Below are 23478 nucleotides of genomic sequence, written 5' to 3'. Positions count from 1 at the left end.
AAAACGGTTCAACGCGCTCCAAGCATGCGACATTGTCGGAAACAGACGGACGGTATCAGCCGAAAGTAGGAACGAGCTGTTCGCAACGCGGCAATTTTTCGCCGATTCCATCTCCGCTCTTGCACCGCTGCAACACCTTTCGCGCGTTCGAAGGTGAATCGCGACGGCGCGTGCGTTCATCGCTTGAATTTCACATCACACCGGCTCAAGATCATTTTCGAAAGAAATACTCCGGCAAGCAAACCGGCTGAGGGGCGGGCCTTATGGACGAGCTGATCGGGCGGCTGGCGACAAACGCCAGCATAGATAGTGCTGTCGCTGAAAAGAGCGTCGGCATTATCCTGGGCTTCCTCCGCAACGAGGGTCCTTCCGATAGCGTGCAGGCCCTGATCGACCAGATCCCTGGAGCGGAAGCCGCGATCGAGGCATCCAGGAGCGGCGGCGGACTGTCGCGGCTGATGGGCGGCGGCTTGATGGCGGTCGGCACGCGCCTGATGGGCCTGGGGCTCGGCATGTCCGAAATTCAAAACGTCGCCCGTGAACTTTTCCGCTTCGGCCGAGACAAAATCGGAGCAGATCAGATGGGCAAGATCGTTGCGGGGACGCCAGGCCTCAGCCAGTTCGCCTGAAGCTTTGGCAATTCATATCGAGTATCATGACATATCCGATCTCCGAGATTGAGGGCCTGTCGGTCTTTGCCGCCAACAAGTTGAAGGCGCAAGGTATCCGCACCACCGACGGGCTGCTCGAGGCGGCCGGCACGGTGAAGGGCCGCAAAGCGCTTTCCGCCAAGACCGGCATCAGCGAGCAGCTGCTGCTGGAATGGGCCAACGTCTCCGACTACATGCGTATCCCCGGCATGGGCCGGGCCAAGGTCGGCCTGGTCCGCGCCGCCGGCGTCACCACCGTGCGCGAGCTCGCCTATCGGAATCCGGCAAGGCTCGCCCAGAGCATGCGCGACGCCAACGAGAAGAAGAAGCTGCTGCGCATCCTGCCTTCGGAGAAGTCGGTCGGCGACATCATCGCCAAGGCGAAGAAGCTGCCGCCGAAGATCACGTATTAGGGCGGTCTTTCGAGAACAGATTCCCGCGCCACCTTTTCGGTGTCGTCCCGGCGAACGCCGGGACCCATACCGCGGAATCTATCGGTCACAGACGGTGGCAGTACCGGACTACGAGTCTTCGCCAAACTTTACCCTGGGGGTATGGGTCCCGGCGTTCGCCGGGACGACAGCTGGGGTGATGCGCGAGATTGCCACAATATCGATGCCGCCCGCCGACACCGCCATCCCGTCTTGACTCCCCCTCCGCGACCGCGCAAAGCCACCCACATGAATGCCTCGCCCTCCCCATCCGTCCCGCCGGCCGGCTCGGCCGGGCCAGATGCGCTGCGGAAACTGCTGGAACGACCGATCCCGGCGGTGATGGGCGTGCTCAACATCACCCCGGATTCCTTCTCCGATGGCGGCGAGTTCATCGGGCCCGAGCAGGCGCTCGCGCGGGCGCGGGCGATGATCGCGGATGGCGTCGACATCATCGATATCGGCGCCGAATCCACCCGGCCCTACAAGGGTGCGAAGGCCGTCACGGCGGAAAGCGAACTGGCCCGGCTCAAGCCGGTGCTGGCGGGCGTCGTGGCCCTCGGCGTGCCCGTGTCGATCGACAGCATGAAGGCGGAGGTGGTGGCCTACGCGCTCGACCAGGGCGCGGCGATCGCCAATGACGTCTGGGGTCTGCAACGCGACGCCGCGATGGCGCCGCTGGTGGCCGCAAGAGGCGTTCCCGTCATCGTCATGCACAACCGCGACGACGCCGATCCCGCCATCGACATCATCACGGACATGAAGACGTTCTTCCTGCGCTCGCTGGACATCGCCGCAAAGGCCGGCATCGCGCGCGAAAAAATCGTGCTCGATCCCGGCATCGGCTTCGGCAAGACCGCCGAGCAGAGCATGACCGCGCTGGCGCGCTTGCGCGAATTCGAGATGTTCGGCCTGCCGATCCTCGTCGGTGCCTCGCGCAAACGCTTCATCGCCTCGGTGTCGCCGTCGGAGCCGAAGGAGCGGCTCGCCGGCTCGATCGCCGCGCATCTGATCGCCGCGCAACGCGGCGCGAAGATCATCCGGACTCATGACGTCGCCGAGACCTTGCAGGCGCTGCGGGTAGCGAACGCAATCGAGGGCAAGCAATGACCGATACGATCTTCGTCACCGGCCTGTCGATCCACGCCCGCCACGGCGTGATGGATCACGAGACCGAAGTCGGCCAGCGCTTCGTCATCGATCTCGAACTCTATACCGACCTGTCGGAGCCCTCGCGCAGCGACCGGCTCGCCGACACGGTGTCCTACGCCGAGGTCGTGGCGACGACGACGGCGGCGTTCAAGAATACCAATTACAAGCTCCTGGAGCGCGCGGCCGGCGCGGTGGCCGACGCCATCCTGTCGCACTTCCCGCGCATCCGCGCCGTGAAGATCACCGTGCACAAGCCGCATGCGCCGATCGCCGCGATCTTCGACGACGTCGGCATCATGCTGACGCGCTCGCGGCACCCCTGATGGCAAGCGTGCTGATCGCACTCGGCGGCAATGTCGGCGATGTCCGCGCGACGTTCGCCAAGGCGATCGCCCATATCTGCGGCATGGCGCAAGCTGCGCTAATCGCGCGATCCTCGGATTATGCGACGCCGCCGTGGGGCGACGAGGAGCAGGCTCCCTTCATCAATGCCTGCATCGAGATCGAGACCGGCCTCGATCCGCACGCTCTGCTGTTCGTGCTGCAGAAGGTCGAGCAGAAATTCGGCCGCACGCGGGACAAGGAGCGGCGCTGGGGCCCGCGCACGCTCGATCTCGACATGATCGCCTATGACGATGTCAGCTTGCAGAAGCCGGATCTGACCCTGCCGCATCCGCGCCTGTTCGAGCGCGCTTTCGTGCTGGTACCGCTGGCCGAAATCGCGCCGGACCGCGTGATCTCGGGCATTCCAGTGCGTGACGGGCTCGCCAGCGTCTCGACGCAAGGCATTGAGCGGCTTCCGGATACCGGTTAACCAAAAACAACCGTTTGCAGGGGCGGCCCGCCGTGGCAATTTCGCCTGCGAATAACGATACGTTTGGGAGCCCTTGGCCGCATGACCTCCGTGACCGACGACCTGCCGCTGGCGGCCGATTTTCCCAAGGCGAGCGTCGAGGACTGGCGCAAGCTGGTCGACGGCGTGCTGAAGGGCGCGCCGTTCGAGAAGCTGGTCGGCAAGACCTACGACGGAATCAAGATCGAACCGCTCTATCCGCGCGCCAGGGGCGTTGCGCCCGTGATGGGACGGCCGGCGGCGGCGCCCTGGCAAATCGTGCAGCGGATCGACCATCCCGATGCGGCGCTCGCGAATGCGCAGGCTTTGCAGGACCTGGAGAACGGCGCGACGGGGCTCGCGCTGGTGTTCGCCGGCGCCAATGGTGCTCGCGGTTTCGGTCTGGAACCGTCGGCCGAGGCGGTCGCAAAGGTGTTGAAGGACATTCATCTCGATGCCGGCATCGGCATCGAGCTTCAGATCGGTCCGCAATCGCGGATGGCCGCGATCCATGTCGCGGAATATGTGAAGAGCAATGGCCTCGATCCCGCCGCCTGCAATATCCGCTTCGGGCTCGACCCGCTCGCGGCGGGCGCGGTGTGGGGCCACAGCCCCTATACCTGGGAGGAGATCGCTCCCGCCGTCACCGGCGCGATCAAGGGCCTCGCCGGGCTCGGCTTCAAGGGACCGTTCGCGTCCGCCGACGGACGCGTGATCCACGATGCCGGCGGCTCCGAGGTGCAGGAGCTCGCCTTCGTGCTCGCCTGCTGCGTCGCTTATCTCCGCGCGATCGAAGGCGCCGGCATTCCGCTGGAAGCCGCGCAAGGCATGGTCTATGCGCGGCTTGCCGCGGATGCCGATCAGTTTTTGACCATGGCCAAATTCCGCGCGCTGCGGCTGTTGTGGGCGCGTATTGAAACGGCGTGCGGGCTGACGCCCAAACCATTGTTCATCGCCGCCGATACGGCCTGGCGCATGCTGACGCAGCGCGATCCCTATGTGAACATGCTGCGGGCGACCATCGCGACATTCGCGGCAGGGCTTGCCGGTGCCAACGCGATCACCGTGCTGCCGCACACGCTGGCGCTCGGCCTACCCGACCCGTTCGCACGCCGCGTGGCGCGCAACACGCAAGCCCTGCTGCTGGAAGAGAGCAACCTCGCCAAGGTCTCTGATCCCGCCGCCGGCGCAGGCGGCATCGAGACGCTGAGCGCGCAGCTTTGCGAGGCGGCCTGGGCGCTGTTCCAGGAGAGCGAGACAGCCGGCGGCGCCTTCGCCGCGCTTCAGCAAGGCGTATTCCAGAGCAAGGTCGCGGCCGCGCGAAAAGCGCGTGACGCCAACATCGCAAAGCGCCGCGACGTGCTGACCGGCGCCAGCGAGTTTCCGAACCTGCACGAGAGCGAAGCCACGGTGCTGAAGGCAACGCCGGTTGCGCTCGCGCCTTACGGGGAACAGAAATACAAGTTCGATGCGCTGCCGCCGATCCGGCTGGCGGAACCGTTCGAGGCGCTGCGCGACAAGTCGGATGCAGCACTCAAGTCGCGTGGTGCGCGGCCAAAAGTGTTCCTGGCCAATCTCGGCACGGCCGCCGATTTCACGGCGCGCGCGACTTTCGCCAAGAGCTTCTTCGAGGCCGGCGGCATCCAGGCTGTCGACAGCGAGGGCTTTGCCGATCCGGCCAAGCTCGCCGCCGCCTTCAAGACTTCGGGCGCCGAGCTTGCCTGTCTTTGTTCCAGTGACAAGGTCTATGCGGAACACGCCGAAGCTGCAGCGAAGGCCCTGCAAACGGCCGGCGGGGGATATATCTATCTGGCAGGCCGCCCGAGCGAGACCGAGGCGGCGCTGCGGGCCGCCGGCGTCACGGGTTTTGTCTTCGCCGGAGGCGATGCGCTTGCGACATTGCAAGACGCCTATCGACGGATGGAGCAGAAATGACCGAACCAGGCAAACCAGTTCTCAGCGGCGGCTGCCAATGCGGGGCCGTGCGCTTTGGCGTCACGACGGCGCCAACCAGGATTTCGATCTGCCACTGCCGCATGTGCCAGAAGGCGGCCGGCGCGCCGTTCGCTTCCTTTGCCGACATCAACAAGACGGACTTTGCCTGGACCAAGGGGCAGCCGTCGTTCTTCCGCTCCTCGTCGATCGCCGAACGCGGCTTTTGCGCCGGCTGCGGCACGCCGCTGAGCTTCGGCCGCATCGGCGGCGACCGGATCGAGATCATGACCGGCGCCTTCGACCGTCCTGACCAGATCATTCCGACGCGACAGTTCGGCACCGAATCCCGTCTCGGCTGGGTGGTCGGCATCGCCAATTTGCCGAGCCAGACCACGCAACAGAATTACGGACCGGAGAAGATGGCAACCATCGTCAGCCATCAGCATCCGGATCACGATTGAGCGCCTAGGATATGGTTGAAACATGAGCCGCATTCCCAATTTCGCTGATGTCGCCTTCGAGCGCGCCACGACCGCCGCGCCGTCAGGCAGCGCCGAACCGTGGCTGACGCCCGAGGGCATCTTAGTGAAGCCCGCTTATGGCGAGGCCGATCTTGCCGGGCTCGATTTCCTCGAGACCTATCCGGGCATCGCGCCGTTCCTGCGCGGCCCCTACCCGACCATGTATGTCAACCAGCCCTGGACGGTCCGGCAATATGCCGGCTTCTCCACGGCGGAGGATTCCAACGCGTTCTACCGCCGCAACCTGGCGGCCGGACAGAAGGGCCTCTCGGTGGCCTTCGATCTCGCCACCCATCGCGGCTATGACAGCGACCATCCGCGCGTCGGCGGCGATGTCGGCATGGCCGGCGTCGCCATCGATTCCATCTACGACATGCGCACGCTGTTCGCGGGGATTCCGCTCGACCGGATGAGCGTGTCCATGACCATGAACGGCGCGGTGCTGCCGATCCTCGCGCTCTACGTCGCGGCCGCCGAGGAACAGGGCGTGCCGCCGGAAAAGCTCTCAGGCACCATTCAGAACGACATTCTGAAAGAGTTCATGGTGCGCAACACCTACATCTACCCGCCCGCGCCCTCGATGCGGATCATCTCGGACATCTTCGCCTACACCTCGCAGAAGATGCCGAAATACAATTCGATCTCGATCTCCGGCTATCACATGCAGGAGGCCGGCGCGACGCAGGACCTCGAGCTTGCCTATACGCTCGCCGACGGCGTCGAATATCTGCGCGCCGGCCTTGCCGCGGGCCTGGATGTCGACCGCTTCGCGCCGCGGCTGTCGTTCTTCTGGGCGATCGGCATGAACTTCTTCATGGAGGTCGCCAAGCTGCGCGCCGCGCGCCTGCTCTGGGCAAAGCTTCTGAAGCCGTTCAACCCGAAGGACCCGCGCTCACTGTCGCTGCGCACGCATTCCCAGACCTCGGGCTGGTCGCTGACCGCGCAGGACGTCTTCAACAACGTGATGCGCACGACGGTGGAGGCGATGGCGGCGACACAAGGCCACACCCAGTCGCTGCACACCAACGCGCTCGACGAAGCGCTGGCGCTGCCGACCGATTTCTCGGCGCGCATCGCCCGCAACACCCAGCTGTTCCTGCAGCAGGAGAGCGGCACCACCCGCATCATCGACCCCTGGGGCGGCTCCTATTATGTCGAGCGTCTCACGCGCGACCTCGCGGCGAAAGCGTGGGGCCACATCCAGGAGGTCGAGGAGCTCGGCGGCATGGCGAAGGCGATCGAGGCCGGCCTGCCGAAGCTGCGCATCGAGGAAGCCTCGGCCAAGACGCAGGCCCGGATCGACGCCGGCAAGCAGGCGGTGATCGGCGTCAACAAGTACAAGCCCACCGACGAGGACAAAATCGAAATTCTGAAGGTCGACAACACCAATGTTCGTCGGCTGCAGATCGACAAGCTGACGCGGCTGAAGTCCGAGCGCAACCAGAAGGACGTCGATGCCGCCCTCGCTGCGATCACGCGCTCGGCCGGCGAAGGCAACGGCAATCTGCTGGCGCTCGCGATCGACGCGGCACGGGCGAAAGCAACCGTCGGCGAGATTTCGGACGCGATGGAGAAGGTGTTCGGCCGGCACCGCGCCGAGATCAAATCCATCACCGGCGTTTATAAGCGGGAAGCATCCAGCATGGGCAATCAGGTCGAGAAGGTTCAGGCGCTGATCGATGCCTTCGAGGAAGCCGAGGGTCGCCGTCCGCGCATCCTCGTCGCCAAGATCGGCCAGGACGGCCACGACCGCGGCCAGAAGGTGATCGCGTCGGCATTCGCAGACATCGGCTTCGACGTCGACATCGGGCCGCTGTTTGCGACCGCCGACGAGGCCGCGCGACAGGCCGTCGAGAACGACGTGCACATCCTTGGCGTCTCCTCGCTCGCCGCGGCCCATCTCACCGCCGTGCCGGAGCTGAAGGCCGCGCTGAAGAAGCAGGGCCGCGACGACATCATGATCATCGTCGGCGGCGTGGTGCCGCCGCAGGACTACGACGCGCTCTATGCCGCCGGCGCCGAAGCGATCTTCCCGCCGGGCACCGTGATTGCGGACGCCGCCGAGGAGCTGATCCGCAAGCTGAATGCGCGGCTCGGGCATAGCGAGGCGGCGGAATAGCTTCGCCGTCTACTTCCCGACAAGAAGGAATTTGCGTGATGTTTTTCGCGCCCACGCTCATGCGCGCGCTCGCTGCTGCCGCAGTTTGCAGCGCATTGTTCGGTCCCGCCCACGCCGCCGACCCCAAGCCAGACGCCGTCATCAAGACCAAGAGCATCGAGGCCCGCGTGTTCCTCGACGACAAGATCAAGGCGGATGCGGCGCTGGCGGCGGATTGCCTGGCCGAGGGCAAGAAATGGCTCGACAAGAACGCCGCCGAAGCGGCCGCCTCGCGCAAAGCCGATCCGCAGTTCTTCAAGGAAGGCGGCTGGGATTTCGAGCGCAAATATGAGATCCGCTCGGTCGTCGCCGACCGCTACGTCAGCATCCTCCGCAACGACTACATGAACACCCATGGCGCCCATCCCAATTCGAACGTAGATACGATCCTGTGGGACAAGGCCGACAACAAGCGCATCTCGATCCGCCCGCTCTTCACCGAGACCGCCGATAACGGGGCGACGATGAAGGCGATGGTGAAGGCCATCATCGCCTCGCTCCGCACCGAGAAGAAAAAGCGCGACGCCAGCGAGACCGCGACTGACGAATGGTTCAAGAGCGTCGCGCCGAGCCTGCTCAAGATCGGCGCGGTGACGCTGGCGCCCTCGACCGAGGCGGGCAAGAGCTCCGGGCTGACCTTCCACTATCCGCCCTACGCCGTCGGCCCCTACGTCGAGGGCGAGTATGTCGCCTTCGTGCCGTGGGAAACGCTGAAGCCTTATTGGACCGCGGAAGGCGCGCGCATCTTCGGCGGCGCGCGGCCGAAGGGCGACGCCGAGGAGCCGTGAGCGGTCGCTAACTGGCCCGCGCCAGCGTCCGCGCAAGTGAGTCCGTCCAATCGGGAATCCAGGAGGCGAATAGCGCCTGCCAGCGATCGGCATCCGCCGGCTCGGTATCAAGGGAGACCGACCATTCGATGAGGGTACGATCGCCCTCGACGATCGGGCGCAGATGCATGGTGCCTTGATAGCGCGTCGGCGCCGGCGTCTGGCTTCCGTCATCTTGCGGATACGGCAGCGCTTCGAGACCGGCATAGGTCAGGGTATGCTGCCGGTCCGAGTGATCGACCAGGCGCTGGCGGATCCAGTTTCCGAGATAGCAGAAGCGTCTGACGGCGCCGACTTCATCCCCGCGCTTGTCGTCTTCGATCTCGCTCTCGCTCACGCCGTCGATGTAAGCGGGATAGTTGTTGAAGTCGCGGATCAGCGACCAGACTTCGTTCAGCGGGCGGTCCAGCACGGCGCTGTAATAGGCTTGGGTCATCGGTAGCTTGCCTTTGGATTTCGTTACGCGCAGAGGTTGGCGAATTGCGCGGGCAAAACCCACCCGATTTCCGACTGCCCATCCGATGGGCATGCTGTTTTCACACAACATGGCGATCTCGTTGGTAGCGCTACCTTGCGGGGGCGCTGCAAAGCCGACTAGAATGGCGCATTGAGAAGAGCACCCGACGTCACGGGCGCCGCTGGGAGGATTCAATGTCCAAGATTTCGCGCCGCACCTTTGCGGCTTCGACCGCCGCAGTTGCGGCATCCGCCGCTTTCGGCTTCAAGCCAGCGCTTGCGCAAGCCTATCCGGCCCGGCCGGTCACCGTGATCGTGCCATGGGGCGCGGGCGGCGGAACCGATGCGACCGCGCGCATCGTCGCAGCGCTGCTGGAAAAGGACCTCGGCCAGCCCTTCAACGTGGTCAACCGCACCGGCGGTTCCGGCGTGGTCGGCCATAGCGCGATCGCGACCGCACAGCCCGACGGCTACACCATCGGCATGCTCACCGTCGAAATCTCGATGATGCACTGGCAGGGCCTCACCGAGCTGACGCCGAAGAGCTACACGCCGCTGGCGCTGATGAACGAGGACCCCCCGGGCATCCAGGTTTCCTCCTCGTCGCCCTACAAGACGGTCAAGGAGCTCGCCGAGGCGATCAAGGCGGCGCCTCCCGGCAAGTTCAAGGCCTCCGGCACCGGCCAGGGCGGCATCTGGCATCTGGCGCTGGTCGGCTGGATGCAGGCGATGGGCCTGCCCGCCAACCAGGTCGCCTGGGTGCCCTCGAACGGCGCGGCGCCTGCAATGCAGGATCTCGCCGCCGGCGGCCTCGACCTCACCACCTGCTCGGTGCCGGAAGCGCGCGCCATCATCGAGGCCGGCAAGGCCAGGAGCCTCGCCATCATGGCCCCCGCGCGCAACCCGATCTTCAAGGACGTGCCGACGCTGAAGGAAGCGATGGGCATCGACTATGCGACCGGCGCCTGGCGCGGCATCGGCGCCCCGAAGAACCTGCCGCCGGAGATCGCAACCAAGCTCACCGCGGCGCTGAAGAAGGTCTACGAGTCCGCCGAGTTCAAGGACTTCATGAGCAATCGCGGCTTCGGCACCGTGTGGGGCGATGCCGGCCAGTTCGCAGGCTTCATGGACAAGGGCGACGCCCAGATGGGCGAAGCGATGAAGGCGGCCGGCTTGAGCAAGGCGTGATGTTCACAGCTCACGCGTGAGATGACTTTGATTGATGGTCACGGCACTTCTTCAACCTCTCCCCGCTTGCGGGGAGAGGTCGGATCGCATCGCAGATGCGATCCGGGTGAGGGGGAGTCTCCGCAAATCCAATTCTCACCTCCCCCGCGGAGAGCCCCCTCACCCCAACCCTCTCCCCGCAAGCGGGGCGAGGGAGAACATCGTACGTAGGACTTCTCCCATGCGTCTTCCCGACTCCGTTACGGGATCGTTTCTCGTCGTGCTTGGTGCTGCGGCTGCCTATGGCGGCTGGATCTTGCCGCCGGTGCCGGGCCAGCCGGTCGGCCCCAACGTGTTTCCGCTCGTGATCGGCAGCGGCCTTGCGCTGTGCGGGCTCGCGATCGTGTTCGGGATCGGCCATTCCTTCGAGGAGGAGGAAGAGCTGATCCCGCTGGAGGACGGCCAGGCAGCCGCTCCACCGCCGCAGGGCAAGCTCTACGGCCTGCGCGCCTTGCTGCCGCCGGCGCTGCTGCTGTTCTACGTCGTCGCCGCCGACCGGCTCGGCTTCATCATCACTGCGGCGATCATGGTCTATGTGACGTCCACCGCGCTCGGTGCGAAGTGGAAGCTGGCGCTGCCGCTTGCCGCGCTGTCGCCGTTCGCCATCCACCTCATCTTCGGCAAGCTGCTGCGCGTGCCGCTGCCTGCCGGCCTGCTGCCGACGCCCTGGTAATCCCCCATGCTCAAGACCCTGATTGAAGCATTCGCGCTGATCTCCACCTGGGAGGTCATCATCGCAATGTTCGCAGCCTCCGTGTACGGGCTCGTGATCGGCTCGCTGCCCGGCCTGTCGGCGACGATGGCGACCGCCCTGCTCGTCCCCGTCACCTTCTACCTCTCGCCGATCGCGGCGATCGCAACCATCGTCGCGGCGTCCTCGATGGCGATCTTCTCCGGCGACATTCCCGGCGCACTGCTGCGCATTCCCGGTACGCCCGCCTCGGCCGCCTATGCCGACGAGGCCTATGCCATGACGCGCAAGGGCCAGGCCGAGCTCGCACTCGGAGCCGGCGTCTGGTTCTCCGCGGTCGGCGGCATCGCCGGCGTGCTGTCGCTGATGATCCTGGCGCCGCCGCTCGCCGAGATCGCGTTGTCGTTCTCGACCTTCGAATATTTCTGGCTGGCTCTGCTCGGCCTGATGTGCGCCACCTTGGTGGCGCGCTCCTCCCCGGTGAAGGCGATCGCCGGCATGTTCCTCGGCCTGCTGGTGTCCTGCATCGGCATCGAGAATCCCGGCGGCGTGCCGCGCTTCACCTTTGGCCTAACCGATCTGTTCGGCGGCATCGAGCCGATCCCGGCGCTGGTCGGCGTGTTCGCGGTGGCGCAGGTGATGCGCGCGATGCTGACGCCGGAGCCGCCGCCGCTGCCGCGGCGAAAATTCGGCAGCATCATGGCGGGACAGTGGAGGCTGACCAAGCTGTATCACTGGCAGATGACGCGCGGGAACATCGTCGGCATCATCATCGGCGTGCTGCCCGGCGCCGGCGCCGACATGGCCGCCTGGGTCTCCTACGCGATGTCGAAGCGCTTCTCCAAGGAGCCGGAAAAATTCGGCACCGGCCATGTCGAGGGGCTGGTCGAGGCCGGCGCCAGCAACAATGCCAGCATCGCTTCGGGCTGGGTGCCCTCGCTGCTGTTCGGCATCCCCGGCGACACCATCGCCGCGATCGCGATCGGCGTGCTCTACATGAAGGGCCTCAATCCGGGCCCGACGCTGTTCACCGAGAAGGCGTCGAGCATGTACGCGATCTACCTGATGTTCATCATCGCCAACATCATGATGATCCCGCTCGGTATCGCCATGATCCGGATCGCGGCCTACATCCTGCTGGCGCCGCGCTCGGCGATCATGCCGGTCATCATGCTGTGCTGCGCGGTCGGCTCGTTCGCGATCGGCAACAACATGTTCGGCGTCGTCACCGTCGCCGCCTTCGGCGTGATCGGCTACGTGATGGAGGCGAACGGCTACCCGGTCGCCGCCATGGTGCTCGGCATCGTCATGGGCACCATGGTCGAGCAGGCCTTCGTCACGTCGCTGATCAAGTCCGACGGCAGTATCCTGCCGTTCTTCGAGCGTCCTGTCGCGGCCATCCTTGCCGCGATGGCGATCGGCGCCCTGCTGTGGCCGGTGATGGTGTGGGTCTGGCGCAAGATGAAACCGGCGCAGACGGCGGTGGCGACAAGCAGGTGATTCCGGGCGAGCGGCCCTCGCCTGCCCCGCCTCGGCGTTGTAAAGCAGGGCATGACTGAGAAGAAGGCCTCGCTGGACATCAAATCCCTCGCCCGCGACTTGCGCGCCGGCAGCCGCGCGGCGCTGGCGCGGGCCATCACGCTGGTGGAGAGCCGGCGCGGCGACCACCAGGCGCTGGCGCGCGAGCTGGTGCAGATGCTGCTGCCCCACACCGGCAAGGCGTTCCGCGTCGGCATCACGGGATCGCCCGGCGTCGGCAAGTCCACCACCATCGATGTGCTCGGGACGCACCTGATCGAGCAGGGCCACAAGGTCGCGGTGCTCGCGGTCGATCCGTCCTCGGCACGCAGCGGCGGCTCGATCCTCGGCGACAAGACGCGAATGGCGCGGCTATCAGCCTCCGACGATGCCTTCATCCGCCCCTCGCCGTCCTCGGGCACGCTCGGCGGCGTCGCCGCAAAAACGCGCGAGGCGATGCTGCTCTGCGAGGCGGCGGGCTTCGACGTCGTGCTGGTCGAGACCGTCGGGATCGGCCAGTCCGAGACCGCGGTCTGCGACATGACGGATTTCTTCCTCGCACTGATGCTGCCGGGCGGCGGCGACGAACTGCAAGGCATCAAGAAGGGCCTGGTCGAGCTCGCCGACATGATCGCGATCAACAAGGCCGATGGCGACAATCTCAAGCGCGCCAAGATCACCGCCGCCGATTATCGCGGCGCGCTGCATATTTTGGCGCCGCGGTCCGAACATTGGCACCCACCCGTCGTCACCTATTCGGCGCTGGCCGGCACCGGCATCACCGAGCTCTGGCAGAAGGTTCTGGATCATCGCAAGGCGATGAACGCGTCCGGCGATTTCGCCGTGCGGCGGCGTCAGCAGCAGGTGAAATGGATGTGGTCGATGCTGGAGCAACGGATGCTGGCGCGGCTGCGCAGCGAGGCCTCGGTTCGCAGCAAGGTCCGGAAGATCGAAACCGAGGTCGCCGACGGCCATCTCACGCCGGCCCTCGCCGCCGAGCAGATCCTGGAGTTGCTGCAATGAGCGAAAAGCTCCGCATTCTTCTCACCGGCTTCGGCCCGTTTCCCGGCGCGCCCTTTAACCCGACCCGGCCGCTGGTCGCGCGGCTCGCGCAACTGCGCCGTCCGGCCCTCGATGATGTCGCGCTCTCCAGCCACATCTTCCCGGTCACCTATGCCGCAGTCGACCGGCAATTGCCTGAGGTGCTCGCGAAGGTGAAGCCGGATGCGCTGTTGATGTTCGGCCTCGCCGCGCGCACGCCTTACCTGCGCATCGAGACCCGCGCCCGCAACGCCGTCACCATGCTCTGGCCCGATGCCGCCAACACCCGATCGAGCAAGCGCGGCATCGCCGGCGATGCCGACGCGATGAATTTCGGTCCGCACACGGCAAGGCTGCTGCGCGCCGCGCGCCTCACCGGCATCGATGCGCGCGCCTCGCGCGATGCCGGCGCCTATCTCTGCAACTATCTGAGCTGGCGCGCGATCGAGAACGTGAAGGCGGGCGGGCCGCAGCTTGCGGCGTTCATCCACATTCCCCTGCTCGCGCGCGGCGGTGCCGTGCGGCGCAAGGGCGCGCCGCGGATCACGCTGGACGAGCTGGTGGATGCGGGGGAAGCGATGCTGATGGAGATGGTGGCGTTGGCACGGAAGGCAGGGAACACGGCTTCGTAGGGTGGATTAGCGAAGCGTAATCCACCATTTTGGCTTCAGCACACACCGTAGTCGCGGTGAGATGGTGGGTTACGCCGCGCGGACTGCGCTTCGCGCAGCCGCGGGGCTAGCCCACCCTACGGCACCGTCTCTGCGTAAACATTTAACCCTACCGCGAACAATCCTCACGACCCCGGTCGCCCTGCGCTACCTAGTCGGCGCGGACCCCCGCGTCCGCCGGAGGACGCGTCATGGACCTCAATCGCCGCCATCTCATCGGAGCTTCGACCGCAGGTATCGCGGGCGCCCTCGCCATGCCGGCCGACGCCGCGCGCGCGGCGCCGCTGACATCCCTGCTGGGCCGCGATGCCACGCAATACGGCGTGCGGCCCGGCAGCAGCGAGGATCAGACCCGCGCGCTTCAACGCGCGATCGACGAGGCTGCACGCGCACAGCTGCCGCTGGCGCTACCGCCCGGCGTCTATCGCAGCGGGCTGTTGCGGCTGCCCAACGGCGCGCAATTGATCGGTGTGCGCGGGGCAACGAAACTCGTCTTCACCGGGGGGGCTTCGGCGATCCAGAGCGACGGTTCGGACTCCCTTGGCCTCACCGGCATCACTTTCGACGGCGGCAACATCCCGCTGCCGGCGCGGCGCGGGCTGATCCATGTCCTCGGCGGGCGCGATACGCGCATCACTGATTGCGAGATCACGAATTCAGGCGGCAGCGGCATCTGGCTCGAGCAGGTGTCCGGCGACATCTCCGGTAACATCTTCACTGACATCGCGGTGACAGCGGTGGTCTCGTTCGATGCCAGGGGCCTCAGCGTCTCCCGCAATACGATCATCGGCACCAACGACAACGGCATCGAGATCCTGCGCACGGCGATCGGCGACGACGGCACGCTGGTTGCCGACAACCGCATCGAGAACATCAAGGCCGGCCCCGGCGGCTCCGGCCAGTACGGAAACGCCATCAATGCCTTCCGCGCCGGCAACGTGATCGTGCGCGGCAACCGCATCAGGAACTGCGATTACTCCGCCGTGCGCGGCAACTCCGCCTCGAACATCCAGATATCAGGCAACAGCGTCAGCGACGTGCGCGAGGTCGCGCTCTATTCGGAGTTTGCGTTCGAGGCCGCGGTGATCGCCAACAACACGGTCGACGGCGCGGCTGTCGGCGTCTCCGTCTGCAATTTCAACGAAGGCGGCCGCATCGCGGTGGTCCAGGGCAACATCATCCGCAACCTGATCCCGAAGCGCCCGATCGGCACCGCGCCCGACGACGACGCCGGCGTCGGCATCTACATCGAGGCGGATACCTCGGTGACCGGGAATTTGATCGAGAACGCGCCGTCCTACGGCATCGTCGCCGGCTGGGGCAAATATCTGCGCGACGTCGCGATCACGGGCAACGTGATCCGCAAGGCCCTCGCCGGCGTCGGCGTCTCCGTCGTGCCGGGCGCCGGCATGGCGCTGGTCAACAACAACATGATCTCCGAGACCCCGCGCGGCGCCGTGGTCGGCCTCGATCACGCGCGGGCCGTAACCTCGGATCTGTCAGCCGACGGCGCGCAACGATTTGCGCAGGTGGTGCTCGGCGGCAATGCAGTGCGAAGGTAGGCATCGGCCTGCAGCTGGGCCGTTCATCCTTCGAGGCTCCCCACGCGGCGCGTTGCGCCACGTGTCTCGCACCTCAGGATGACGCAAGAGAGCCGGCTGCCTCTCCTCCATCCCCACCTTAACGGCTAGAACGCGTTCCTGAGCAGCGGGTACTTGGCTTCAAGGCCGTCGAGGCTGAAGGTGAATTCGACGACGCGCTCGGGGGCTGCGACGATTTCGGCGGCCGGCGGGGCGAACTGCGGCAGGAGCGATGCCATCGCGGCAGGCGCGGCCTTCGGCGGCTTCGCGGCAGACACAGCCAGCGGCGGCCTCACTTCAGGCGCAGAGCGCGGCGCCATTGCGGCAGGCGCGGCGAGCGGTGACCTCACGGCAGGTGCGGTCAGCGGCGCCCTCGCAGCCGGAGCCTTGAGCGGCGGCATCTGGGCAGGCGCGATGAACGACGCCATCGCAGCGGAGGCTGCGGGCGCGGCGAGCGGCGCGATCGGGGCTTCGGTGATCTCGGCGAGAACGTCCGGCTTCGGGTCGAGCCTGACCGGCACGGCGGTCTCGGGGGCGATGTGGACGGCCTTTGGGTGCAGGGTCTTGGGCTGCAAGATCTGCGCCTGCTGCTCGCGCGGAAACACACGGGGCATGGTCGCCGGCGACCAACCGAATGCCGGCGTCACGCTTGCAGCGGCCTCGGCGACGTCAGCACCGGTCGCAAGCGCGCGCCAGGTCTGGACCGCGCGCTTGGCTTCCTGGATATTTTCGAGGAATGCGATCTCTGAGTGATAACGGCGCCAGCGGCCGGTCTCGAACATTTCGGAGAGATGTTGCAGCCGCTGCTCGGCGAGAGCGCACCAGCGCGCCGCGACGTCGCGGCCAGCAACCACGGCACGCGCAGACGCGCAATCAGACTCTTGGCGATGTGTCATGAACCAGCCCGTCAGGGGAAAACACGGACGCGGGGGACGCAACGCACACGAATCAATTTAGACGCGACATGAATATTTTGTGGAAAAGTTTTGACTTGTCCAGCAACGACACGCCAGTCGTCGTCAATCACCGTAGTCGTGCGGAGATTTGCTGTGTTTTCGAGTCAAGCCTCGCACAAGCATAGCGGAGGTGCGACGCGCTGAGCGAACAGCCGACTCGAACACAGGGGCGTCCGATCAACCGCAAGCTGAACGAACGCGAGGCTTCGAAGAATCGGATGCCCAAAAGAAAAGACCCGTCCGGGGGGACAACCGGACGGGTCAAGCCATATGGGCGCTTGGGGTGGATGGGCGCTCGCGCCTGATATGACTGATGGGGAGGGATGACCGCTCCCACATAATTTGGTCGTGGCAGCTGGCTGAACGTTCAATGCGGGGTTCGCTTTTTTGAGCTTGGACGTGCGCGCATCTTTGTCGCAGCCGCTATCGCGTCGCCGGCCTATCCGCCTGAGAAATCGTGGATTTATCGTCCGCACTCGACAGCGAGGGTTGTTCGATCGCGCGGGTGCCAGGCTCATCGCGACGCTTCCCGGCATCTTCACGTTTTGTTGTACCGGACGCAGCCGCAACCGGCCTCGCGCTGTCGGCGGGAACAGCCATGACCGCGGCAAACGCATCGGTCTGGCCGTCGCCGAAAAGCTCGTCACGCCCGGGGGAGCCGAGGTCGCGCGCGGTCTTCGCCAGCGTCATGCGCAGCGCCTCCGGCTTCAAGGTGTAATTGCGCTCGAGCAGCAACGCCGCGACGCCGGAGACATAGGCAGCCGAGAACGAGGTTCCCGACGTCATCTGGTACTTGCCGTCCGGCGCCGGCAGGAAGATGTCGACCCCGGGCGCCGAGACGGCGATGTAATTGCCGCGGTTGGATGCCGTAAACAGCCTGTCCTGCTGATCGGTCGCGCTGACCGCGATCACGTTGGGATTGGCGGCCGGATAGAGCGGCGGCGATTTTGCCCCGGCATTGCCGGCGGCGGCGATCAGCACGAGGCCGCGCGCGGCGGTCGCCGCGATGGCGCGCTCGATCACGGCGTCCTTCGGACCGGCAAAGCTCATATTGACGATCTGCGCGCCGTGCTCGGCGGCGTAATTCAGCGACCGCAGGATGATGTAGGACGAGCTCTCGGCGCCGCCATTGCTGCCACCGAAGGCACGGATCGCGATGATGCGCGCCTGGGGGGCGCTGCCCATCAGCCGGTCATGCGCCACGATGGCGCCGGCGATGCCGGTGCCGTGGACGTGCGGCCCCTCCGCGCTGCCGAGCGCATCGAAATTGTCGGCGACGGAATTGGCCAGCTCTGGATGCTTGGTGTCGATGCCGGAGTCGATCACGGCGACCGTGACGTTGGCGCCGTGCGCCAGCGTATGCGCCTGCGGCAGGCGGAGCTTTGTCAGTGCATATTGCGCAGGATCGCCTTCGCTGGGCGGCGTCGATTTCTGGTCCTGCAGCACATAGCGGAAGTTCGGCTGGAGCGAGCGCACGCTGCCGTCGGCCGCGAATTCGCGCCGCACCGCCTCGTACGGCCGGCCATCCGTGACACGAAACAGACCGAACGTAGCCCCGATCAGCGGGAAGCTCTCCGACGAGATCCGCGTCAAGCCGTGCCGGCGGGCCAACGCGTCAGCATCATCGGGCGACAATGTGCCGTCGATCTCGGCCACGAATTCGTTGGCGAAGCTGCGAAGATTGGCGGCGGCCGGCGTGGCGTTGCCGCGGCCCTTGCCGGCGCTCTTCTTGGCGGGTTTGCCCGAGCCACCGCCGCCGGCATTCGGCTGCGCCAGGCATTCGCCGTCGGCATCGCGATAGGGCGCGGTGCAGGCCGGATACAGGTTCGGCGAGTAGCGCGCATAGGGCAGCACCGTCGTCGTCGGCCGCAGGCGCGACGTCGTGGTGTGGGGAATGGTCGCCATCGTCCGCGGGCCGCGGTCGACGGACACCGCCCTGGCCGAGATGGTCGGAGCGATGCGCGGGGCGATGCTCGGAGAGATGGTCGGCGTTCGCGTGGGCACGCTGATCGTCGGCGTGCGCATGATCGCCTGCGCCTGCGCAACCTCGACGCCGAGACAGGCGGCGATCAAAAGCGCCGCGCCGACCGATGAAGCGTAGGCCCCGGCGCGCACCCTGCTCTCGGACTTGCCTGTCATCGGATCAGCGGCGCGCTTAAGGCGCCGCGACGGCGAGGTTGACGAACTTCTCGCGCTGCATCTTGCCGAGCAGCGAGGCGAGCTCGTCCTGGCTCATCGCCTTGTCGAACTGGAGGCGGAACATGCCGCCCTTGGCATCGCCGATGATCGAGGCCTGATAGCTGTCGAGCAGCGCGGTGATGTCGGCGACGCGGGCCTCGGGCGTGAAGCGCACCAGCGCGCGCGCCGGCGGAACAGTCGTACCGAGTTCGCGTGTGATCGGACCGCTGGTCGAGAGCGAAGCGGTCTGGAACGTCGCGGGCTGGTTCTTCATCAGCACGGCGCCGATGATTCCGGCTTGCAGCATCAGCGCGATGGCGCCGAGGCTCGCCGACCACGCCAGCGTGCGCGGCGACAGGCTCGCGAAGAAGGTCGAGATGCGCGCCGACAGCGGCAGCGAGCCGCTCGCCCGCGCCGGCTCGGCGTCGATCGAGGTGAACAGCTTCTGCAGCGCGCGCGCCGACGGAGCCCCCAAGCTCTCGTTCAGATGAATGGTCTCTTCGTACTCGCCGCGGATTGCCGCATATTGCCTGGCAAGCCCGGGATCGCGCGCCAGCGCTTCCTCGACCCGCCGCGCATCGCGTGCGTTCAGCGTGCCGGCCGCGTGCCACGGCAGCAGCAGTTCAATTTCACTGGGCTCTTGCTCCAGCATCTTCTTGCTCAAAGCCATCATGGCCAGCCTCGCTCAACGCCGGCTGCCTTCAGCAGTTCGGCCAGTTTCTTGCGCGCATAGAACAAGCGCGTCTTCACAGTGTTCTCCGGTATTCCGACGATTTCGGCCACCTCTTCCACGGACTTCTCGTGGTAGTAGACGAGATCGACGATTTCCCGATGGTCCGGCGAGAGGCCCGTCAGACACTCCCGCAACGCTTCACTGGTATCCTTTTTCTGCACCACCGTTTCCGGATTGTCGGACGTATCCTCGATCGCGTTGGCGGCGTCTTCGTCCAGCTCGAAATCCTTCCTGCGCCGGAGCGCAGACAGGGCCTTGAAACGGGTGATTGCCAGCAGCCAGGTAGAAACGGCAGATCGGCCCTCGAACTTGCCGGCTTGACGCCAGACGTCGAGAAACACCTCGCTGATGAGGTCTTCCGCCGCCTGCTCGTCCCGCACGAGCCTCAACCCGAACCTGTAGACCCTGACATGGTGCCGCCCGTACAGCACCTGCATGGCGAGCCGGTCACCTTGGGCGATCCTGGCGATCAGGACCTCGTCCGAAGCCGCCTGTGTCACGCTCAATGCCCGTCTCGCAAAGTTGGTCGGGTCGGCGCGGCGGACGGTTCGACCGGGGGTGCAAAATTGTTCAGCGTACCGCAGTCATACGGTGGCCTATGTGACCTACCCCACATACGCGTATTTTTCTTGTCCCATCCGCGGCCGTCGGCCGCCTTCATCCAGATCGGTAACATAATACTGCGATACTTCCCTGCGGAATGCCTGTCCGGCACAGGCGGCCCGGCCTCGTCCGGTTCCATAGCAGCCCTGCACGACATATGTCTCGCCAAGCCCGGCTTAGGCTCGATCGCATCGCAAACGGACACCTGATCGCCGGCAAAATTTCTCCCGCCAGCCGACCGCCTTGTTCCGCGCTGCACGGTTCGGATTCGGTTTCCAAGGATACCAAACCTAAAGGCTTGCCACGTAGATTTTTACGCTGACATCACCATTGGCGGGACCATGAGCACGGCCGCGACGTCCTTTCCCGAGAGGAATGCCGCTGAGGTCGCGGATCTCGTGCTCACGCCCGAGGCGGCGGCTTCCGAAGTGCTGGCGCGCCGGGCCCGGCAGCGCCGCCAGATGTATATCGGCCAGGTGGCGAGCTATTCGCTGGGCGCCTCGGTCCTGCTGCTCTACGCCTATGGCGGCGCCGTCTCCATGGCCGTTCCATCGCTGTTCTGGCTCGGCGGCCTCCTGATCATCGGTACGTTCACCGTGCTCTCGGAAGCCGGCTTCGGCGACCGGTTCGAGGATCATTACCTCACCGTCTTCCAGATCTCGGCGCATATGGCGTTGCAGCTGCTGTTCCTGCTCGCAGTGCCGACGGTCGGGGTCGCGTTCATCGCCGTACTGTTTCTGATCTTCGCGTTTGGCACGCTGCGGATGACCTCGAGCCAGGCGATGGTGACCTGGGGCCTTGCCACCTGCGGGCTCGCCCTGGTCTTCCTGGGCTCGGACCTGCCGATCGGACTGCCGGTTGCAACCCGCCTGGAGCGAACCGCCTCGATGCTCTGCTTCGTGCTGGTGATCGGCCAGTGCGCCTTCCTCGGCCTGTTCGGCGCCACCCTGCGCAAGATCCTGTACCGGCGCAGCATCGAGCTGAAGGCCGCCTATCAGCGCATCGAGGAGCTGGCCGAGCTCGACGAGCTCACCGGCTCCTACAACCGCCGCTGCATCATGCGCCTGCTCGACGCCGAGATCGAAAAGTCGCGGCAGACATCGATGCCCTGCGCGATCGCACTGATCGATCTCGACTGGTTCAAGCGCATCAACGACGCCCACGGCCATCCCGTCGGCGACGAGGTGCTGCGCACCTTCGCGATCACCATGTTCGCCAACATCCGCCCGGCCGACTGCTTCGGCCGCTACGGCGGCGAGGAATTCCTCCTGCTGCTGCCGGACACGTCGGACGACGCCGCACAGCGCATGCTCGAGCGCTTGCGCGGTATCATCGCCGATCTCGACTGGAGCGCATTCTCCCTGAATATGCGGGTGACCATTTCCGCGGGCGTGGTGACGCTGCGCGACGTCGATACTGCCGACACGTTTCTCGCGCGCGCCGATCGCGCGCTCTATTCCGCCAAGGCGCAAGGGCGCAACCGCATTGCAACGAGCTGACCAATCCATTTTTTCCCGCTGCGACAGAACCCGCCGCCGGACCGAGCGCTCCAGGACAGGGCCATGAGATCCAGATCCACAAAGACATCCGAGAATCTGCTCGAGGAACTACAGGCTGCACTCTCGCACGGCACCGTCGCGCGCCGGGTCGAGACGCTGCGCCGCGTCACCGATCTGTTCGTGGGCAATTCGGTGGATTATTCCGACGACCACATCCGCGTGTTCGACGACGTGTTCCAGTGCCTGATCGAGCAGATCGAGACCTCGGCCAAGGCGCTGCTCGCCGACCGGCTCGCACCGATCGCGGCCGCGCCGCCGAAAATCATCCGCACGCTCGCGCTCGACGAGGTCATCGAGGTCTCCGGCCCCGTGCTGTCGAAATCGGAACGGCTGGACGAGACGACCCTGATCGAGATCGCGCGCACGAGGGGCCAAGCCCATCTCAAGGCGATCTCGCTGCGGCGGGTGCTGTCGGAAGCGCTGACCGACGTGCTGGTGACGCGCGGCAACGAGGACGTGGTGCAGTCGACCGTCGGCAATCCGGGCGCACGGCTCTCCGAGGGAAGCCTCACCGATCTCGTCACCCGCGCCGAACGCGACGACGACCTCGCCACCTGCATCGGTCAGCGGCCGGACCTGCCGCGCCATCACTATTTGAAGCTGGTTGCGAAGGCGTCCTTGAGCGTGCGCAGGAAGCTCGAGGCCGCGCATCCGGAGCTCGTGGACGAGGTGTCGAGCGTGGTGCAGGAAGTGGCCCAGAGGGTCCGCGCTGCCGCCATGACGAAGCAGACCGAGATGGCGCGCGCGCTGGTGAAGTCGCTGCACGAGGACGGCCGCCTCAACGAATTCCAGGTCACCAGTTTCGCCGAGCAGGGCAAGTTCGACGAAACCAATGCGGGGCTCGCGGCGCTCGCCGGCGTCGCGGTCGAGACCGCCGAGACCATGATGATCGAAAGCCGCACCGAGGGCGTGATGATCCTCGCCAAGGTCGCCGGCATGTCCTGGCCGAGCGTGCGCGCCATCATCGCGATGCGCGAGAAGCTCTCCGGCGGCTCGCAGACCGACATGCTGACGCTGCGCGACGTTTACGAGGCGCTGCGCTCATCGACCGCGCAGCAGGTGCTGCGCTTCCACCGCATGCAGCTGGGCACGACGCCGGCGGCGTGAGGCCCGGCGCGGTCAGTATCTCAGGACCCTCGCCCCGACCGCCGCGCCGATCGCCGTCACCAGCGCGGTCGCGAGCGTGTACCAGGTCGCGACGAACAGGGGCGAATCGTCGGTGCAGTGCGAGGCATAGAGCGTCGCGGCAAGGCCGGCCGACACCAGGCCGGCGAGCGCTCCGGCAAGCGCCGGGCGCGACGGCGCGCCATGGCGCAGGCCGAACAGCGCCCCCGCAAGCAGCGGCAGCGACATCGCCGGAATTGCGACCAGGCACACCCTGGAGTTCTTGCCCATCAAGCGCATCGTCATCGGCATGGCCGGCGCCATCATCGCCTCACTGCCGATCGCGACCGCGAGCAGCCCGACGGGAAGCAGCAGCAGCCAGCCCCAGCCGCGCAGCAGGGCCTCGGGACGCGACAGATGCAGGCTGACGATGATGGCGGGAATCGCCAGCGACAGCGTCACCGCGAATTTCATGTCGAAGAACGGGTTGTGCATCGCGCTCATCACGTCGTGACGCACGCCGAGGAACGTCGCGAAGATCAGGATCGACAAGGGCGCGGCCACCAGGAGCGCCATGGTCAGCACCGCGCCGACGCGCGGCGCGCGATGCGCATTGTCGGCTGCGAGCGAACGGATGAGTTGATCGGTGTCCATG

The 23478-nt window shown here is 66.0% G+C and carries 23 protein-coding genes; 17 read left to right on the top strand and 6 right to left on the bottom strand.

What is annotated here, in order from left to right:
* Positions 1-263: 263 nt before the first annotated feature.
* The 9 genes from XI03_RS27395 (at position 264) to XI03_RS27355 (ending at position 8467) form a co-directional block, all read left to right on the top strand.
* Positions 264-629 carry a hypothetical protein gene (locus XI03_RS27395; RefSeq protein ID WP_018315753.1) on the top strand — a complete coding sequence of 122 codons (366 nt, stop codon included), beginning with the start codon at positions 264-266 and terminating at the stop codon, positions 627-629.
* Positions 630-655: 26 nt separating this feature from the next.
* Positions 656-1063: a DUF4332 domain-containing protein gene (locus tag XI03_RS27390; RefSeq protein WP_028142940.1), complete on the top strand. Its 408-nt coding sequence runs from the start codon at positions 656-658 to the stop codon at positions 1061-1063.
* Positions 1064-1330: 267 nt separating this feature from the next.
* Positions 1331-2191: a dihydropteroate synthase gene (folP, locus tag XI03_RS27385; RefSeq protein WP_028142939.1), complete on the top strand. Its 861-nt coding sequence runs from the start codon at positions 1331-1333 to the stop codon at positions 2189-2191.
* On the top strand, positions 2188-2556 hold the full coding sequence (gene folB, locus XI03_RS27380; RefSeq protein WP_008553485.1) for a dihydroneopterin aldolase: 369 nt from the start codon (positions 2188-2190) through the stop codon (positions 2554-2556). The genes folP and folB overlap by 4 nt, the downstream gene beginning before the upstream one ends.
* Entirely contained in the window at positions 2556-3047 is a 492-nt protein-coding gene (gene folK / locus XI03_RS27375) for a 2-amino-4-hydroxy-6-hydroxymethyldihydropteridine diphosphokinase (RefSeq protein WP_271593856.1), read from the top strand. The genes folB and folK overlap by 1 nt, the downstream gene beginning before the upstream one ends.
* Positions 3048-3128: 81 nt before the next feature.
* Positions 3129-5000: a methylmalonyl-CoA mutase family protein gene (locus XI03_RS27370; RefSeq protein ID WP_271593855.1), complete on the top strand. Its 1872-nt coding sequence runs from the start codon at positions 3129-3131 to the stop codon at positions 4998-5000.
* Positions 4997-5461 carry a GFA family protein gene (locus XI03_RS27365; RefSeq protein WP_028142936.1) on the top strand — a complete coding sequence of 155 codons (465 nt, stop codon included), beginning with the start codon at positions 4997-4999 and terminating at the stop codon, positions 5459-5461. Before XI03_RS27370 ends, XI03_RS27365 begins: the two co-directional genes overlap by 4 nt.
* A 22-nt stretch (positions 5462-5483) precedes the next feature.
* Entirely contained in the window at positions 5484-7640 is a 2157-nt protein-coding gene (scpA, locus tag XI03_RS27360) for a methylmalonyl-CoA mutase (protein ID WP_271593854.1), read from the top strand.
* Positions 7641-7678: 38 nt separating this feature from the next.
* A complete protein-coding gene (locus tag XI03_RS27355; protein WP_271593853.1) occupies positions 7679-8467 on the top strand; it encodes an RsiV family protein in 789 nt (262 codons plus the stop codon).
* A 7-nt stretch (positions 8468-8474) separates the two neighbouring features.
* Here XI03_RS27355 and XI03_RS27350 read toward each other — a convergent pair whose 3' ends face one another.
* On the bottom strand, positions 8475-9053 hold the full coding sequence (locus tag XI03_RS27350; RefSeq protein ID WP_271593852.1) for an SRPBCC family protein: 579 nt from the start codon (positions 9051-9053) through the stop codon (positions 8475-8477).
* A gap of 104 nt (positions 9054-9157) precedes the next feature.
* Here XI03_RS27350 and XI03_RS27345 point away from each other — a divergent pair, with 104 nt between their 5' ends.
* The 6 genes from XI03_RS27345 (at position 9158) to XI03_RS27320 (ending at position 15672) form a co-directional block, all read left to right on the top strand.
* Positions 9158-10150: a tripartite tricarboxylate transporter substrate binding protein gene (locus XI03_RS27345; protein WP_152103274.1), complete on the top strand. Its 993-nt coding sequence runs from the start codon at positions 9158-9160 to the stop codon at positions 10148-10150.
* Between the two features lie 220 nt (positions 10151-10370).
* On the top strand, positions 10371-10862 hold the full coding sequence (locus tag XI03_RS27340) for a tripartite tricarboxylate transporter TctB family protein (RefSeq protein WP_152103275.1): 492 nt from the start codon (positions 10371-10373) through the stop codon (positions 10860-10862).
* A 6-nt stretch (positions 10863-10868) separates the two neighbouring features.
* On the top strand, positions 10869-12380 hold the full coding sequence (locus tag XI03_RS27335) for a tripartite tricarboxylate transporter permease (protein WP_271593851.1): 1512 nt from the start codon (positions 10869-10871) through the stop codon (positions 12378-12380).
* 51 nt (positions 12381-12431) lie between these two features.
* Positions 12432-13421, top strand: a complete 990-nt coding sequence (meaB, locus tag XI03_RS27330; protein ID WP_271593850.1) for a methylmalonyl Co-A mutase-associated GTPase MeaB — start codon at positions 12432-12434, stop codon at positions 13419-13421.
* Positions 13418-14071: a pyroglutamyl-peptidase I gene (locus XI03_RS27325; protein WP_271593849.1), complete on the top strand. Its 654-nt coding sequence runs from the start codon at positions 13418-13420 to the stop codon at positions 14069-14071. Before meaB ends, XI03_RS27325 begins: the two co-directional genes overlap by 4 nt.
* A gap of 230 nt (positions 14072-14301) precedes the next feature.
* A complete protein-coding gene (locus tag XI03_RS27320; protein WP_271593848.1) occupies positions 14302-15672 on the top strand; it encodes a TIGR03808 family TAT-translocated repetitive protein in 1371 nt (456 codons plus the stop codon).
* A 125-nt stretch (positions 15673-15797) separates the two neighbouring features.
* Here XI03_RS27320 and XI03_RS27315 read toward each other — a convergent pair whose 3' ends face one another.
* The 4 genes from XI03_RS27315 to XI03_RS27300 all read right to left on the bottom strand — a co-directional run bounded on the left by XI03_RS27315 (position 15798) and on the right by XI03_RS27300 (position 20063).
* Positions 15798-16544, bottom strand: coding sequence for a TIGR03809 family protein (locus XI03_RS27315; RefSeq protein ID WP_271593847.1), 747 nt, complete (start codon positions 16542-16544; stop codon positions 15798-15800).
* Positions 16545-17069: 525 nt separating this feature from the next.
* Positions 17070-18785 (bottom strand): S8 family serine peptidase, encoded by a 1716-nt coding sequence (locus tag XI03_RS27310; protein ID WP_271593846.1) that lies wholly within the window; start codon positions 18783-18785, stop codon positions 17070-17072.
* 16 nt (positions 18786-18801) lie between these two features.
* Positions 18802-19497, bottom strand: a complete 696-nt coding sequence (locus tag XI03_RS27305; protein ID WP_271593845.1) for a hypothetical protein — start codon at positions 19495-19497, stop codon at positions 18802-18804.
* The gene (locus tag XI03_RS27300; protein ID WP_018315733.1) at positions 19494-20063 is read right to left on the bottom strand and encodes a sigma-70 family RNA polymerase sigma factor; all 570 of its coding nucleotides are present in this window, start codon (positions 20061-20063) and stop codon (positions 19494-19496) included. The genes XI03_RS27305 and XI03_RS27300 overlap by 4 nt, the downstream gene beginning before the upstream one ends.
* 438 nt (positions 20064-20501) lie before the next feature.
* On the opposite strand from XI03_RS27300, the gene XI03_RS27295 reads away from it, so the two are divergent.
* Positions 20502-21659, top strand: a complete 1158-nt coding sequence (locus XI03_RS27295) for a GGDEF domain-containing protein (RefSeq protein ID WP_028143182.1) — start codon at positions 20502-20504, stop codon at positions 21657-21659.
* A 63-nt stretch (positions 21660-21722) separates the two neighbouring features.
* The gene (locus XI03_RS27290) at positions 21723-22826 is read left to right on the top strand and encodes a DUF2336 domain-containing protein (RefSeq protein ID WP_271593844.1); all 1104 of its coding nucleotides are present in this window, start codon (positions 21723-21725) and stop codon (positions 22824-22826) included.
* 12 nt (positions 22827-22838) lie between these two features.
* Here the strand turns inward: XI03_RS27290 and XI03_RS27285 are convergent, their stop codons facing one another.
* Positions 22839-23477: an NrsF family protein gene (locus XI03_RS27285; RefSeq protein ID WP_095424620.1), complete on the bottom strand. Its 639-nt coding sequence runs from the start codon at positions 23475-23477 to the stop codon at positions 22839-22841.
* Position 23478 lies beyond the last annotated feature (1 nt).

Source organism: Bradyrhizobium sp. CCBAU 65884 (genome assembly GCF_028128835.1).
Classification (GTDB): Bacteria; Pseudomonadota; Alphaproteobacteria; order Rhizobiales; family Xanthobacteraceae; genus Bradyrhizobium; species Bradyrhizobium ottawaense.
Note: the sequence above shows the minus strand (reverse complement) of the source record. Positions and strands in the feature narration are given on the sequence as shown.

Bases quoted from the DNA above. Each gene is read 5' to 3' on its own strand.
- XI03_RS27395 (WP_018315753.1), top strand. From the start codon at position 264: ATGGACGAGCTGATCGGGCGGCTGGCGACAAACGCCAGCATAGATAGT.
- XI03_RS27390 (WP_028142940.1), top strand. From the start codon at position 656: ATGACATATCCGATCTCCGAGATTGAGGGCCTGTCGGTCTTTGCCGCC.
- folP (WP_028142939.1), top strand. From the start codon at position 1,331: ATGAATGCCTCGCCCTCCCCATCCGTCCCGCCGGCCGGCTCGGCCGGG.
- folB (WP_008553485.1), top strand. From the start codon at position 2,188: ATGACCGATACGATCTTCGTCACCGGCCTGTCGATCCACGCCCGCCAC.
- folK (WP_271593856.1), top strand. From the start codon at position 2,556: ATGGCAAGCGTGCTGATCGCACTCGGCGGCAATGTCGGCGATGTCCGC.
- XI03_RS27370 (WP_271593855.1), top strand. From the start codon at position 3,129: ATGACCTCCGTGACCGACGACCTGCCGCTGGCGGCCGATTTTCCCAAG.
- XI03_RS27365 (WP_028142936.1), top strand. From the start codon at position 4,997: ATGACCGAACCAGGCAAACCAGTTCTCAGCGGCGGCTGCCAATGCGGG.
- scpA (WP_271593854.1), top strand. From the start codon at position 5,484: ATGAGCCGCATTCCCAATTTCGCTGATGTCGCCTTCGAGCGCGCCACG.
- XI03_RS27355 (WP_271593853.1), top strand. From the start codon at position 7,679: ATGTTTTTCGCGCCCACGCTCATGCGCGCGCTCGCTGCTGCCGCAGTT.
- XI03_RS27350 (WP_271593852.1), bottom strand. From the start codon at position 9,053: ATGTTGTGTGAAAACAGCATGCCCATCGGATGGGCAGTCGGAAATCGG.
- XI03_RS27345 (WP_152103274.1), top strand. From the start codon at position 9,158: ATGTCCAAGATTTCGCGCCGCACCTTTGCGGCTTCGACCGCCGCAGTT.
- XI03_RS27340 (WP_152103275.1), top strand. From the start codon at position 10,371: ATGCGTCTTCCCGACTCCGTTACGGGATCGTTTCTCGTCGTGCTTGGT.
- XI03_RS27335 (WP_271593851.1), top strand. From the start codon at position 10,869: ATGCTCAAGACCCTGATTGAAGCATTCGCGCTGATCTCCACCTGGGAG.
- meaB (WP_271593850.1), top strand. From the start codon at position 12,432: ATGACTGAGAAGAAGGCCTCGCTGGACATCAAATCCCTCGCCCGCGAC.
- XI03_RS27325 (WP_271593849.1), top strand. From the start codon at position 13,418: ATGAGCGAAAAGCTCCGCATTCTTCTCACCGGCTTCGGCCCGTTTCCC.
- XI03_RS27320 (WP_271593848.1), top strand. From the start codon at position 14,302: ATGGACCTCAATCGCCGCCATCTCATCGGAGCTTCGACCGCAGGTATC.
- XI03_RS27310 (WP_271593846.1), bottom strand. From the start codon at position 18,785: ATGACAGGCAAGTCCGAGAGCAGGGTGCGCGCCGGGGCCTACGCTTCA.
- XI03_RS27305 (WP_271593845.1), bottom strand. From the start codon at position 19,497: ATGATGGCTTTGAGCAAGAAGATGCTGGAGCAAGAGCCCAGTGAAATT.
- XI03_RS27295 (WP_028143182.1), top strand. From the start codon at position 20,502: ATGAGCACGGCCGCGACGTCCTTTCCCGAGAGGAATGCCGCTGAGGTC.
- XI03_RS27290 (WP_271593844.1), top strand. From the start codon at position 21,723: ATGAGATCCAGATCCACAAAGACATCCGAGAATCTGCTCGAGGAACTA.
- XI03_RS27285 (WP_095424620.1), bottom strand. From the start codon at position 23,477: ATGGACACCGATCAACTCATCCGTTCGCTCGCAGCCGACAATGCGCAT.